This is a genomic window from Comamonas sp. BIGb0152, assembly GCF_024809975.1.
Lineage (GTDB): Bacteria > Pseudomonadota > Gammaproteobacteria > Burkholderiales > Burkholderiaceae_C > Comamonas.
In genome coordinates, this window is the sequence record NZ_JANUDY010000010.1 from 63,600 (window position 1) to 75,920 (window position 12,321).

Annotated in this window: 12 protein-coding genes and 1 pseudogene; 11 read left to right on the forward strand and 2 right to left on the reverse strand. The window is 62.9% G+C overall.

Annotation, left to right across the window (positions count from 1 at the left end):
* Positions 1 to 69: 69 nt before the first annotated feature.
* A pseudogene (locus M2375_RS18230) lies at positions 70 to 767 on the forward strand (YggS family pyridoxal phosphate-dependent enzyme); the annotation flags it as partial.
* A gap of 110 nt (positions 768 to 877) precedes the next feature.
* Here M2375_RS18230 and M2375_RS18235 read toward each other — a convergent pair.
* Positions 878 to 1,000, reverse strand: a complete 123-nt coding sequence (locus M2375_RS18235; RefSeq protein WP_259169344.1) for a hypothetical protein — start codon at positions 998 to 1,000, stop codon at positions 878 to 880.
* On the opposite strand from M2375_RS18235, the gene M2375_RS18240 reads away from it, so the two are divergent.
* The 10 genes from M2375_RS18240 to dgoD all read left to right on the forward strand — a co-directional run bounded on the left by M2375_RS18240 (position 999) and on the right by dgoD (position 11,506).
* Positions 999 to 1,922 (forward strand): fibronectin type III domain-containing protein, encoded by a 924-nt coding sequence (locus M2375_RS18240; RefSeq protein ID WP_259169345.1) that lies wholly within the window; start codon positions 999 to 1,001, stop codon positions 1,920 to 1,922. The two genes, M2375_RS18235 and M2375_RS18240, sit on opposite strands and share 2 nt — an antisense overlap.
* 218 nt (positions 1,923 to 2,140) lie before the next feature.
* Positions 2,141 to 2,842 (forward strand): FadR/GntR family transcriptional regulator, encoded by a 702-nt coding sequence (locus tag M2375_RS18245; protein WP_259169346.1) that lies wholly within the window; start codon positions 2,141 to 2,143, stop codon positions 2,840 to 2,842.
* Between the two features lie 124 nt (positions 2,843 to 2,966).
* Positions 2,967 to 3,737, forward strand: a complete 771-nt coding sequence (locus tag M2375_RS18250) for an SDR family oxidoreductase (protein WP_259169347.1) — start codon at positions 2,967 to 2,969, stop codon at positions 3,735 to 3,737.
* Between the two features lie 12 nt (positions 3,738 to 3,749).
* Positions 3,750 to 4,997: an enolase C-terminal domain-like protein gene (locus M2375_RS18255; protein WP_259169348.1), complete on the forward strand. Its 1,248-nt coding sequence runs from the start codon at positions 3,750 to 3,752 to the stop codon at positions 4,995 to 4,997.
* A gap of 65 nt (positions 4,998 to 5,062) precedes the next feature.
* Positions 5,063 to 6,076, forward strand: coding sequence for a TRAP transporter substrate-binding protein (locus M2375_RS18260; RefSeq protein ID WP_259169349.1), 1,014 nt, complete (start codon positions 5,063 to 5,065; stop codon positions 6,074 to 6,076).
* A gap of 158 nt (positions 6,077 to 6,234) precedes the next feature.
* The gene (locus M2375_RS18265; RefSeq protein ID WP_259169350.1) at positions 6,235 to 6,816 is read left to right on the forward strand and encodes a TRAP transporter small permease; all 582 of its coding nucleotides are present in this window, start codon (positions 6,235 to 6,237) and stop codon (positions 6,814 to 6,816) included.
* Positions 6,813 to 8,093 carry a TRAP transporter large permease gene (locus tag M2375_RS18270; protein WP_259169351.1) on the forward strand — a complete coding sequence of 427 codons (1,281 nt, stop codon included), beginning with the start codon at positions 6,813 to 6,815 and terminating at the stop codon, positions 8,091 to 8,093. Before M2375_RS18265 ends, M2375_RS18270 begins: the two co-directional genes overlap by 4 nt.
* Positions 8,094 to 8,207: 114 nt before the next feature.
* Positions 8,208 to 9,233: a DctP family TRAP transporter solute-binding subunit gene (locus M2375_RS18275; protein ID WP_259169352.1), complete on the forward strand. Its 1,026-nt coding sequence runs from the start codon at positions 8,208 to 8,210 to the stop codon at positions 9,231 to 9,233.
* A 37-nt stretch (positions 9,234 to 9,270) separates the two neighbouring features.
* Positions 9,271 to 10,308 carry an L-idonate 5-dehydrogenase gene (locus tag M2375_RS18280; protein ID WP_259169353.1) on the forward strand — a complete coding sequence of 346 codons (1,038 nt, stop codon included), beginning with the start codon at positions 9,271 to 9,273 and terminating at the stop codon, positions 10,306 to 10,308.
* Between the two features lie 49 nt (positions 10,309 to 10,357).
* Positions 10,358 to 11,506, forward strand: a complete 1,149-nt coding sequence (dgoD, locus tag M2375_RS18285) for a galactonate dehydratase (protein WP_259169354.1) — start codon at positions 10,358 to 10,360, stop codon at positions 11,504 to 11,506.
* A gap of 60 nt (positions 11,507 to 11,566) precedes the next feature.
* Here dgoD and M2375_RS18290 read toward each other — a convergent pair whose 3' ends face one another.
* Positions 11,567 to 12,304: an SDR family oxidoreductase gene (locus M2375_RS18290; protein WP_259169355.1), complete on the reverse strand. Its 738-nt coding sequence runs from the start codon at positions 12,302 to 12,304 to the stop codon at positions 11,567 to 11,569.
* Positions 12,305 to 12,321 lie beyond the last annotated feature (17 nt).

The window sequence follows — 12,321 nt, forward strand, 5'->3', positions numbered from 1 at the left end:
GCGTTCGGGTTCACGCCATCCCTAGCCGCCTCCGGGCGGCTTTTTACTGCGTGGCTAGGGCTTGGCCTTACCACCTTGTCCCGGATTGCGGCGGCTTACCAGCGGGTGGGCCGCGATCCGGCCGCGCTGCGCCTGTTGCCCGTGAGCAAAACCAAGCCCGAGTCCAGCTTGCGCCTGGCCTATGCCGCTGGTTGCCGCATGCTGGGTGAGAACAAGCCGCAAGAGGCCTATGGCAAATGGGAGGCGATGCAGGATTTACCCGATCTGCAGTGATCGGTTATCGGTCACCTGCAAACCAACAAGGCCAAGCTGGTGGCGCATTTTGCAACCGAGTTCCAGGCGCTGGACAGCCTGCGTGTGGCCCTAGCGCTGGAGCAGCGCCTGCAGGCAGAAGAGCGCAGCTTGGATGTCTTCCTGCAAATCAATACATCAGGCGAGTCGAGCAAGTACGGCCTGCCTCCCGAGGGGGCTGCTGCATTCGTCAAAGTGCTGCCCGTTTGCTCTGCGCTGCGTGTGCGCGGCTGATGACCTTGGCTCTTTTTCTGCCAAGGCCGATCCTCTGCGCCGGTGCTTTGTACGCCTGCCTGGTTTGCGCCATCAGCTGCCGGCCGGCATTGACCTGGAGGAATTGTCGATGGGCATGTCGGGGATGACGAGATGGCGGTGCAGGAGGGCGCCACGCCGTGCGAGGGCAGGGGATTCTTAGCGCCCGTGCCATGCCGAACAACTATTACTGCCCTATGGCTGTTGAGCTGCAGGCGGGCTGATGTGGAGGTAGGTCAGCATGCAAGTCCCGACCACGTTGAACCGGGGTGGAATGAGGGCGCAATTACCCAGTTTCAGGGATAGGAGAAAAACACAAAAAGTAACATAATGATCAATTGTTCACATTTTGATTGCTTCTGATGTTGTCTTTGTTCGCTGCTTTGCCTTCCTGCTCCAGACCTGGGTGGGCCCGCGCCGTGCCGCTGGCTTTGTCGTTGGCGTTGGCTACTTCCATGGCCAGTGCGCAGAGCATTGATACGGTTCCAGACTGGGATGGCATCAGATTTATCAACTCCTTCGGTGTGCCAAACACGGCAACCTATGGGCAAACAATCACCGCGCCCGCGACTCCGGCGACGTTGCGTGCATTTGATGTTCGTATCAATCCGCAGGGCATCGCGGTTCCATTCAAGTTCTACGTCTATGAGTGGGATTCAGTCAACAAGCGCGCCACAAGTGGACAGTTGTACGCAAGTGCCGTGCAAACGATGCAAGCCGTCGATGAGTTTCAAACCTATGGTGTATCCGGCTTGAACATTTCTCTGGAGCCTGGCAAGCAGTATGTTCTTTTTGCCAGCGTGTCTGAAACCTCGGGTCCCAATTCCAACACCTTTTGGGCAAGCGTAGCCGACGGTTCATACGCAGGCGGGCGCTTCGTGTATCTCAATAACGGTCCAGATGTTTCAAGCTGGATCACGGCGAATTGGAACGAGATTTCCAGCGATTTGGCGTTTACTGCTGACATTGAGTTTCAGGGGCTGCCCGTTGCCCCCAATCTGACGATTGCCTCCGTGGGCGACGGTCAGGCCAGTTTTGGCCTCAGCTTGTCTGACTCCGGCTCGGCCCCCTTGCAGCAGTACAGCATTAGCTGCGAGCCGCAAGGCGATGCAGTAGGCGCCAGTGCCAGTGGTGCGAGCAGCCCCTTGGCGGTGACCGGTTTGACCAATGGCACTGCCTACGACTGCACCGCCACAGCAACCAATACCGATGGACTCACCGGTCCTGAGTCGAGCGTGGTCACTGTTACGCCAAAGGCCGCGCCGGTGGCGCCAAAGCCGGTGCCAACGCTGAGCCAGTGGAGCACCTTGCTGGTTTCAGGTGTGTTGGCAGCCATGGCTATGTTGGGAATGGCGCGCGCAGGTCGCCGCCGGGGTTAAGCGCTCTTGGGGCTTAGTCCACCGATGCCAGCCGCCTCCGGGCGGCTTTCTTTTTGCTGCATGGCGCCATCGTGGCAAAGGCGAGTCCCGCCCTCAGGCGCAGAAGGCAGGCATGATCGGCCCAGGCAGCGGCCGCTATGCAGTGCCTTGCTGGCAGGCGCTGGCCCCAACCCCTTTTGTTTTGTATGATGAATGATTCTGCACCACCACCGATTGCCATGTCTTTATCGTCACAACCCGGCAGCAGTCTGCACCACCAGGTGATGGACAGCCTGGGGCGGCTGATTGCCAGCCCCGAGTACGGGCCCGGGGCCACCTTGCCCAATGAAGAGGTGCTGTGCGAGCGGCTGGGGGTGAGCCGCACGGCGGTACGGGAGGCGATCAAGGCCATCAGCGCCAAGGGCATGCTGGAGGCGCGGCCCCGCACCGGCACCCGCGTGCGGCCGCAGGAGCAATGGAGCTTGTTTGATGCCGATGTGCTGGGCTGGCTGTGCAGCCAGGGGGTGGACCAGGAGCTGGGTCGGCATTTGATGGTGATGCGTGGCATTCTGGAGCCGGCTGCTGCATCCTTGGCGGCGCGCATGCACAGCGATGCCCAGTTGCAGGCGCTGCAGCAGGCCTTTGCGGCGATGGAGGCCGCAACCTCCATCGATGAATGGGTGGTCGCTGATCTGGCCTACCACCAGAGCATCTTGCAGGCCACCGGCAACCCCTTGCTGATCTCGCTGGGCGGCATTGTGGCCTCGGCGCTGGAGTCGCTGCTCACCGTCAACGCCCAGCAGGCCGGGCAGTTTAACGATGGCCTGCTCATGCATGGCAAGGTGCTGGCGGCGATTGAGCGGCGCAGTGCCGACGATGCGCAGCTGTGGATGCGCGCGCTGCTGGCCGACACGATTGCGCGCTGGGGTGCGCCGGCCTAAGGCGCATTCTCGTGCTGTCTCCTTCGTTGCACGGATGGCCAAATTCCTAGGGTTTGCTCTGATTTAATCATCATACAAATAAACCGATGATGGCGACTTCTGAAATTCTCAAGGTCGCCATTCCATGTCTCGTTCGCTGTTTGATCTGTCCGGCCGTACGGCGCTGATTACCGGTTCCTCGCGCGGCATTGGGCTGGCGCTGGCCCAAGGGCTGGCGGAATCGGGGGCCACCGTGGTGGTCAACAGCCGCCAGCAGGCAGCGGTGGATGCGGCCGTGGCGCAGCTGCAAGGTCTGGGCCTGAAGGTGCAGGGGGCGGCCTTTGATGTGGCCGACCAGGCAGCGGTGGAAGCCGCTTTTGCCGCATTTGATGCCCAGGGCCTGGCCATCGATATCGTGGTCAACAATGCCGGTATCCAGCACCGCGAGCCCTTGCTCGATGTGTCGCTGGAGGACTGGAACCGGGTCATCAACACCAACCTGACCGCTGCGTTTGTGGTGGGCCGCACGGCAGCGCGCCGCATGATCGAGCGCGGGACGGGCGGCAAGATCATCAACATCGGCTCGCTCACCAGCGAGGCCGCACGCGCCACCGTCGCGCCGTACACGGTGGCCAAGGGCGGCATCAAGATGCTCTCCAAGGCCATGGCGGCTGAGTGGGCCATGCATGGCATCCAGGCCAACTCGATCGGCCCGGGCTATATCCTCACCGACATGAACGAGGCGCTGGTCAACAATGTCGCGTTCGATGCCTGGGTCAAGGCCAGCAACCCCACGCAGCGCTGGGGCCGGCCCGATGAGCTGGTGGGCACGGCCATTTACCTGGCCTCGGGTGCGTCCAACTATGTCAACGGTCAGATCATCTATGTCGATGGCGGCTGGTTGGCGGTGCTGTAAGCGGGCGCGGCAATGAGCACTTTGATAACAGACGTCAAAGTCATCGCGACGGCGCCAGAGGGCATCAACCTCCTGGTCGTCAAGATCGAGACCAACCAGCCCGGCCTCTACGGCCTGGGCTGTGCCACCTTTGCCTACCGCCATTTGGCAGTGCAATGCCTGGTCGAGCAATACCTGCGGCCGCTCTTGATAGGGCGCGATGCCAGCCAGATTGAAGAGCTGTGGCAGCTGATGCACCAGAACGCCTATTGGCGCAACGGCCCCATCGAGAACAATGCCATCTCGGGTGTGGACATGGCGCTGTGGGATATCAAGGGCAAGCAGGCCGGCATGCCGCTGTACCAGCTGCTGGGCGGCAAGCTGCGCGAGGGCGTGCCCATCTACCGCCATGCCGATGGGCGTGATCTGGCTGAGCTGTGCGACAACATCCAGAAGTACCGCGAGCAGGGCATCACCCATATCCGCTGCCAAAGCGGCGGCTATGGCGGTGGCGGTTTTGGCGCGGCACCCGGCACCGCGCCGCAGGGTGCCGCCGATGGCATCTACCTGGATGCGCGCAAGTACATGCGCGAGACGCTCAAGATGTTTGACGCCATCCGCAGCCGCATCGGTTTTGAGGTGGAGCTGTGCCATGACGTGCATGAGCGCCTCAAGCCCGCCGACGCGATCCGCTTTGCGCAGGCGCTGGAGCCGTTTGAGCTGTTCTTTCTGGAAGACGCGATTGCGCTGGAAGAGGGCGATTGGCTGCGCCAGCTGCGCGACAAGACCAATGTGCCGCTGGCCCAGGGCGAGCTGTTCAACCACCCCTTTGAGTGGCGCGGCATCATCGCCGAGCGGCTGATTGACTTTATCCGCGTGCACCTGAGCCAGGTGGGCGGCATCACCCCGGCGCGCAAGCTGCAGATATTTGCCGAGCAGTACGGCGTGCGCACGGCCTGGCATGGGCCGGGCGATATGTCGCCGCTGGCGCATGCGGCCAATATCCATATCGACCTGGCCTCGCGCAATTTTGGCGTGCAGGAATGGTCGGGCACCGAGCCGCCCAATTTTGTGATCCAGGAGCTCAAGGGCCCGCGCGATGCGCTGCTGGCCGTGTTCCCCGGTTTGCCCAGCTTCCGCAATGGCCATGTCTACGCCAATGACCTGCCCGGCCTGGGCGTGGACATTGACGAGCGCGAAGCCGCCAAGTACCCCTGCAGCAGCGCGGTGACCACCTGGACGCAGACGCGCCTGGCCGATGGGAGCCTGCAGACCCCCTGATTCCCAGCATGCCGGGCCAGCAGCGCCGGCTTTTTTCGATTGACAACAAAGACGGAGACAGACAGATGAGCATCCACTTCCCACTGCGCCGCACTGTGCTGGCCACCCTGGCGGCATCGGCAATGGGCGTTGGCGCGGCCTATGCCGAAGTCAAGGCCCGCGTCGGCCACGCCATGCCCGAGAGCCACCCGCAAGCGATTGCGATGAACAAGTTCGCCGAGCTTGCCTCCACCTACACCAATGGCAATGTCAAGGTGCAGGCCTACCATAGCGCCGTGCTGGGCAGCGATGAGAAGCAGCTGCAAGCCGTGCAATCGGGCACGCAAGATCTGTACATCGGTACCCTGGCGCCGCTGTCCTCGCGGGTCAAGGAAGTGCAGGTCTGGGATCTGCCCTTTATGTTCCGCAACTCGGCCGAGGTCTATGCGGTGCTCGATGGCGCCTCGTCCAAAAAGATTTTTGAGAAGATCGCGCCGGCCAACCTGGTGGGCCTGACCTGGACCGGCATGGGCTTTCGCAACCTCTCCAACAGCAAGCACCGCGTGGCCAAGCCCGAGGATGTGAGCGGCCTCAAGATCCGTGTGATGACCAACCCAGTCGCCCTGGATACCTGGAAGACCCTGGGCGCCAATGCCACCCCGATGGCCTTTGCCGAGGTGTTCCCGGCGCTGGAGATCAAGGCGCTGGACGGCCAGGAGAACCCCCTGCAGCACATGTGGGCGAACAAGATGCAGGAAGTGCAGAAGTTCATCACCATCACCAACCATGTCTACACGCCCTCGGCGCTGGTGGCGTCCAAGAAGTTCTGGGATGGCCTCTCGCCTGCCGATAAGGCCGGTGTGCAAAAGGCTGCGACTGAGGCCGGCCTGCTGCAGCGCAAGCTGCTCGACGAAGGCGACAGCGAAGCCATCGAGAACTTCAAAAAGGCCGGCGTAACGGTCGACAGCATGCCGGCTGCCGAGCTGGCGCGCATGCAGGACAAGGTCAAGCCCGTGCTGGCCAAGTTCTCGCCGCAGATTGGCGACGAGTTCGTCAAAGGCTTCTTCGCCGAGATCGAGCAGGCACGCAAGGCCAAGTAAGGCAAAGGGGCCGCTGCTGGGACAGGCGCGGCCCGCTTTCTTCTTTGACTTTTTAAAAAGTGCTGGCGGCGCCCGATGGCGCGGCGCTGCCGGCATAGACATACAAGCATTCAGGTGGTGGCAGGGCGCAAGGCCCGGCTACCGGGAAAGGTGTTGCCATGGGCAAGGTACTCAAAAGGCTCGCTGACGGGCTGATCCGCGCGTTGGAAATCGTCATGGTGCTGTGCATGCTCGTCATGCTGGTGATGGTGTTTGGCAATGTGATGCTGCGGCTGTTCTTCAATACCGGCATCGATCTGTCCGAAGAGGTGCCGCGCTTTGCCTTTGTGTGGATGACCTTTCTGGGCGCCATCGTGGGCATGCGCAAGCGCGCCCACCTGGGCGTGGATTTGATGGTGCAGCTGCTGCCCGTGGCCGGCCGCCGCGTGTGCTGGGGCCTGAGCCAGGCCATCATGCTGGTCTGCTGCGTCTACATCGTCTACGGCACCTGGCTGCAGCACGACATCATCGCGGGCAATGCCTCGCCGGTGGCGCAGCTGAGCATGCTCTGGGTCTACGGCGTGAGTTACTTCACGGGCGCGGCCATTGGGCTGATTTGCCTGTCGAACCTGGTGCGGCTCTTGATGGGGCGTGTGCCAGACCATGAACTCATCGACGTGCAGGAAGAGGGCATGGAAGAAGCCCGCGAGGCCGAGCACGCCATGCAAGCGCAGACCGGTGCACAAGGAGGTCGCGCATGACCATCTTCATTTTTATCTCGTCGCTGCTGGGCCTGATGGCCCTGGGCATGCCCGTGGCCTTTGCCTTGATTGGCTGTGGCCTGGCGCTGATGTACTACATGGGCTTTACCGATCCGCAGATCGTGGTGCAGAATATGTGGGATGGCGCCAATAGCTTTCCGCTGTTGGCCGTGCCCTTCTTCATGCTGGCTGGCGAATTCATGAACGCTGGCGGCATGACGCGGCGCATCATCCAGATGGCGATGGCCTGGATTGGCCACATCCGTGGCGGCCTGGGCTATGTGGCCGTGGGCGCTGCAGTCATCATGGCTTCGCTCTCGGGCTCGGCCGTGGCCGATACCGCTGCGCTGGCTGCCGTGCTGGTGCCGATGATGCGCAAGGCCGGCTATGACGTGAACCGCTCCTGCGGCCTGATCGCCAGCGGCGGCATCATTGCGCCGGTGATTCCGCCATCGATCGCGATGATTCTGTATGGCGTGACCGGTGGCGTGTCCATCACCAAGCTGTTCATCGCCGGCATTGTGCCGGGCCTGTTGATGGGTGTGGCGATCTTGCTGGCCTGGCGCTGGTGCATTGGCCGCGACCCGATCGTGACCGAGCCCAAACGTTCCACCGCCGAGCGCCTCGCTGCCACGCGCCAATCGCTGTGGGCGCTGGTGTTGCCGGTGGTCATCATTGGCGGCTTGAAGTTCGGCTGGTTCACCCCCACCGAAGCCGCTGTGATTGCCGCGATGTACTCGCTCGTGGTGGGCATGTTTGTCTACCGCGAGATCAAGCTGAAGCAGCTGTTCGCGCTGATCTACCGCGCAGCAGAAACCACCGCCATCATCATGTTCCTGGTGTCGGCCGCTGGTGTGTCGGCCTGGCTGATCACCACCGCGAACATTCCGCAGCAGCTGGCTACCCTGGTTGAGCCGCTGATGGACAACAAGATGCTGCTGACCTTTGCGCTGATGGTGCTGGTGCTGCTGGTGGGCACGGCGCTGGATTTCACGCCCACGGTGCTGATCATGACGCCCGTGCTGATGCCCGTGCTCAAGCAGGCGGGCATTGACCCGGTCTACTTCGGTGTGCTGTTCATCATGAACAACGCCATCGGCCTGGTCACCCCTCCCGTGGGCACCGTGCTCAATGTCGTCTGCGGGGTGGCCAAGATACCGATGAGTGGCGCCATCAAGGGGGTGATTCCCTTCATGGTGGCCCAGACGATCGTGATGTTCTTGCTGGTGGTGTTCCCGCAGATCGTCATGTGGCCGCTGGAGATGATGAGCCGCTAAGCCCAACCCTCTCTACCAAACCCCATCCATTGAAGAGCCCCCGGGCGCTTGCCAACGCCAGTGCGAATGCAAGTGCCGGGGCGGGCTTTGCCCAAAAAAGACCAGGAGCCGACCATGAAACTGACACCACGCCGCCGCCTTTTTGCAGGCCTTGCCTGCGCCACTTTGTTGATGCTGGGCCTGGCGCCCGCGCAGGCCCAAGAGGGCAAGCGTGCACGCCTGGGCCATTCTTTTGCTGATTCGCACCCGCGCGCCATCGCCATGAAGCAGTTCGCTGCCGATGTCGCCAAATCCACCGATGGCAAGGTACAGATCGATGTCTACAGCAGCGCCACCCTGGGCAGCGAAGACAAGATGCTGATTGCAGTGCAAAGCGGCACGCAGGACTTGTACATGGGCGCGCTCTCGCCCATCGCGGCGCGCAAGAAGGCGCTGCAGATTTTTGATTTTCCGTTTCTGTTTGCCAGCGATGCCGAGGCCGCCCATGTGCTCGATGGCCCCATTGGCCGCCAGATGCTTGACGGCATTGCCGACATGAAGATGCGCGGCTTGGTCTGGGCGGGGGGAGCCTTCCGCAATATGTCCAACAGCAAGCGGCCGCTGGCGACGATGGCCGACATGAAGGGCCTGCGCGTGCGCGTGATGCAAAGCCCGATGGCGCTGGCCAGCTTCAACGCCATGGGCATGAACGCCGTGCCCATGGCCTTCTCCGAGGTCTACCCCGCGCTGGAGATCAAGGCGCTGGACGGCTATGAGCACCCGGTGGTCGACATGTATGCCAACAAGATGTACGAGGTGCAAAAGTACCTGACCATCACCAACCATGTCTATACCCCCGTCGCGCTGATCGCATCGGACAAATGGTGGGCGGGCCTGACCCCTGCGCAGCAGCAGGCCGTGCAGCAAGCCGCCGAGAAGGCCCGTACCTTGCAGCGCCGCGAAGAGCTGCGCCAGGCCGGCGAGGTGGTGGCCGAGCTCAAGTCGCACGGCATGCAGGTGGGCGAGATGCCCGCCGCCGAGCTGGAAAAGATCCGCGCGGCCGTGCAGCCGGTGATCGACAAGAACCAGGCGACCGTGGGCGTGGAGTTTGCCCAGTCGTTTTATGCGGCGCTGGCCAGCTACCGCAAGACCAAGCCTTAATTGAATCTCTTATCCAAGCCAACTAGGAACTTCTGACATGGAAGCGCTTGTTATCCACGCACCCGGCGATCTGCGCGTGCAATCCGTCCCCGTGCCTGCGCCCGGGCCTGGCCAGATGTTGGTGCGGGTGCGCTGCGGCGGCATCTGCGGATCCGATCTGCATTACTACCAGCACGGCGGCTTTGGCACCGTGCGCATCAAAGAGCCGATGGTGCTGGGCCATGAGGTCTCCGGCGTCATCGAAACGCTAGGCGCCGATGTGACAGGATTCACTGCCGGCCAGCGCATCGCAGTCAGCCCCAGCTGGCCTTGCGGCCAGTGCCGCTTTTGCCAGATGGGCCTGCAAAACCACTGCCTGGACATGCGCTACTACGGCAGCGCCATGCGCACGCCCCATGTGCAAGGGGCGTTTCGCCAGCAAATCGTTATCGAGGCGCACCAGGCCCATTTGCTGGCCGCGCAGGTCAGCGATGCCGAAGGCGCAATGGCCGAGCCGCTGGCCGTGGCGCTGCATGGTGTGCAGCGCGCAGGCCCGCTGCTGGGTCGCCAGGTGCTGGTCACAGGCTGCGGCCCGATTGGGGCGCTGGCCATCATCGCCGCGCGCCGTGCAGGCGCCGCGCACATTGTGGCCACCGACATGAGCGCGCACCCGCTGGCCAAGGCCTTGCAGGTGGGCGCCGATGAGGTCGTGCATGTGGGTGAGTCGCCCGAGGCCCTGGCCCGTTATGCGGCAGACAAGGGCCAGTTCGATGTGCTGTTCGAAGCCAGCGGCAACCCCCATGCCCTGCGCAGCGCGTTCGATGTGCTGCGCCCGCGCGCCACCATCGTGCAGCTGGGCCTGGCCGGCGCCGAGATGACTTTGCCGATCAACACCTTGGTGGCCAAGGAGTTCGACTGGCGCGGTTCCTTCCGCTTCCATGAGGAGTTTGCGACCGCCGTGGCCCTGCTCAACAAAGGCTTGGTGGATGTGAAACCGCTGATCTCCGCCACCTTGTCCTACCGCGATTCGGCCCGCGCCTTTGCACTGGCGGCAGACCGCTCGCAGGCGATGAAGGTGCTGCTGGACTTCGAGTGATCCAGACCGCACCTGCTGATTTCCTACCCCATCCTTCTCTGTTCTTCCCATGAAAATCGTCAAGCTCACCACCTTTATCGTGCCACCCCGCTGGTGCTTTCTCAAGATCGAAACCGACGAAGGCATCGTCGGCTGGGGCGAGCCGGTGGTCGAAGGCCGGGCCCATACCGTGGCCGCTGCCGTCGAAGAACTCTCCGACTACCTGATCGGTCGCGACCCGCGCAATGTGCAGGACCTGTGGAACGTCATGTACCGGGGCGGCTTCTACCGCGGCGGCCCGGTGATGATGAGCGCCATTGCGGGCGTTGACCAGGCGCTGTGGGACATCAAGGGCAAGGCGCTGGGCGTGCCGGTGTATGAGCTGCTGGGCGGCAAGGTGCGTGACCGCATCCGTGTCTACTCCTGGATCGGTGGTGACCGCCCGGCAGACACCGCAGCGCAGGCGCAAGCCGCTGTGGCGCGGGGCTTTACCGCCGTCAAGATGAATGGCACCGAGGAGATGCAGTACATCGACAGCCATGCCAAGGTGGAGCAGGCGGTGGCCAATGTGGCGATGATCCGCGAGGCCGTGGGTAAAAATATCGGCATTGGTGTGGACTTCCATGGCCGGGTGCACAAGCCCATGGCCAAGGTGCTGATGCGCGAGTTGCGCGATTTCAACCTGATGTTCATCGAGGAGCCCGTGCTCAGCGAGCACCTGGAGGTGATTCCCGAGCTGGCCGCCATTGGCGCAGCGCCCATCGCGCTGGGCGAGCGCCTCTACTCGCGCTGGGATTTCAAGCGCGTGTTTGCCCAAGGCGGTGTCGACATCATTCAGCCCGACCCCTCGCATGCCGGCGGCATCACCGAGACCTGCAAGATCGCCGCGATGGCCGAGGCCTACGACGTAGCCGTTGCGCTGCACTGCCCGCTGGGCCCGATTGCGCTGGCCGCCAACCTGCAGATTGATGCGGTTTGCTACAACGCCTTCATCCAGGAGCAAAGCCTGGGCATCCACTACAACCAGGGCAATGACCTGCTGGACTACGTCCACAACCGCGACGCCTTCCACTACCAGGACGGCTATGTCGCCATGCCCGGCGGCCCGGGCTTGGGTATCGAGGTGAACGAGGCCTATGTGGTGGATCGCGCCAAAGAGGGCCACCGCTGGCGCAACCCCATCTGGCGCCATGCGGATGGGAGTGTGGCGGAGTGGTGATCTGAGGTGCCCCAGACCCTGGTGTGCTTACGGGCTGCCAGTTGGAGCGCTGGTGGAGGTTTATGCAACACCGCCATTGGCGCGCAGCACCTGGCCGTTGATCCAGCCGGAGTCCTTGCTGGCCAGAAAGGCGACCACGGCAGCGATGTCCTCGGGCTCGCCCAGGCGCTCTAGCGGGGGCATCTTGGCAAAGTGTTCAATTTGCGCTTCGCTCTTGCCAGCAAAGAACAGCTCGGTGGCCACGGGGCCGGGGGCTACCGCGTTGACGGTGATCTGGCGGCCGCGCAGCTCTTTGGCGAACACGCGGGTAAAGGCCTCCACTGCGGCCTTGCTGCCGTTGTAGATGGCGTAGCCGGGTAGGTTCAGGGCCAGCGCGGTGGTCGAGAGGTTGATGATGCGCCCGCCTGCGTTGAGGCGCGTGGCTGCTTCGCGCAGGGTGTTGAAGACGCCCTGGGTGTTGATGGCAAAGGTCTTGGCAAACAGCGCGTCGCTGGTGTCGGCCAGGGCGCTGGTGCTCAGCACGCCGGCATTGTTGACGAGCACATCAATCTTGCCCAGCTGCTGCTCCACTGTGCTGAACAGCGCCGCGACCTGGTCGGCCTGCGAGATATCGGCGCGCACAGCGATGGCCTGGCCGCCTTCGCTGACCAAGGCCTGGGCGAGTGCCTCGGCTTCCTGGGCCTGGTGGGCATAGTTGATGGCGATGGCATGGCCGTCTTGTGCCAGGCGCCGGGCAATGGTGGCACCGATGCCGCGCGATGCGCCGGTGATCAGGGCAATGGAGGTGGATTGCTTCATGTCTGCTCTCAGTTGGG

What these genes read in the sequence shown, in the direction of transcription:
- M2375_RS18265 (WP_259169350.1), top strand. Translation starts at nt 6,235, where the DNA reads ATGGGCAAGGTACTCAAAAGGCTCGCTGACGGGCTGATCCGCGCGTTG.
- M2375_RS18270 (WP_259169351.1), top strand. Translation starts at nt 6,813, where the DNA reads ATGACCATCTTCATTTTTATCTCGTCGCTGCTGGGCCTGATGGCCCTG.
- M2375_RS18240 (WP_259169345.1), top strand. Translation starts at nt 999, where the DNA reads ATGGCCAGTGCGCAGAGCATTGATACGGTTCCAGACTGGGATGGCATC.
- M2375_RS18250 (WP_259169347.1), top strand. Translation starts at nt 2,967, where the DNA reads ATGTCTCGTTCGCTGTTTGATCTGTCCGGCCGTACGGCGCTGATTACC.
- M2375_RS18290 (WP_259169355.1), bottom strand. Translation starts at nt 12,304, where the DNA reads ATGAAGCAATCCACCTCCATTGCCCTGATCACCGGCGCATCGCGCGGC.
- M2375_RS18280 (WP_259169353.1), top strand. Translation starts at nt 9,271, where the DNA reads ATGGAAGCGCTTGTTATCCACGCACCCGGCGATCTGCGCGTGCAATCC.
- M2375_RS18235 (WP_259169344.1), bottom strand. Translation starts at nt 1,000, where the DNA reads ATGGAAGTAGCCAACGCCAACGACAAAGCCAGCGGCACGGCGCGGGCC.
- dgoD (WP_259169354.1), top strand. Translation starts at nt 10,358, where the DNA reads ATGAAAATCGTCAAGCTCACCACCTTTATCGTGCCACCCCGCTGGTGC.
- M2375_RS18245 (WP_259169346.1), top strand. Translation starts at nt 2,141, where the DNA reads ATGTCTTTATCGTCACAACCCGGCAGCAGTCTGCACCACCAGGTGATG.
- M2375_RS18255 (WP_259169348.1), top strand. Translation starts at nt 3,750, where the DNA reads ATGAGCACTTTGATAACAGACGTCAAAGTCATCGCGACGGCGCCAGAG.
- M2375_RS18275 (WP_259169352.1), top strand. Translation starts at nt 8,208, where the DNA reads ATGAAACTGACACCACGCCGCCGCCTTTTTGCAGGCCTTGCCTGCGCC.
- M2375_RS18260 (WP_259169349.1), top strand. Translation starts at nt 5,063, where the DNA reads ATGAGCATCCACTTCCCACTGCGCCGCACTGTGCTGGCCACCCTGGCG.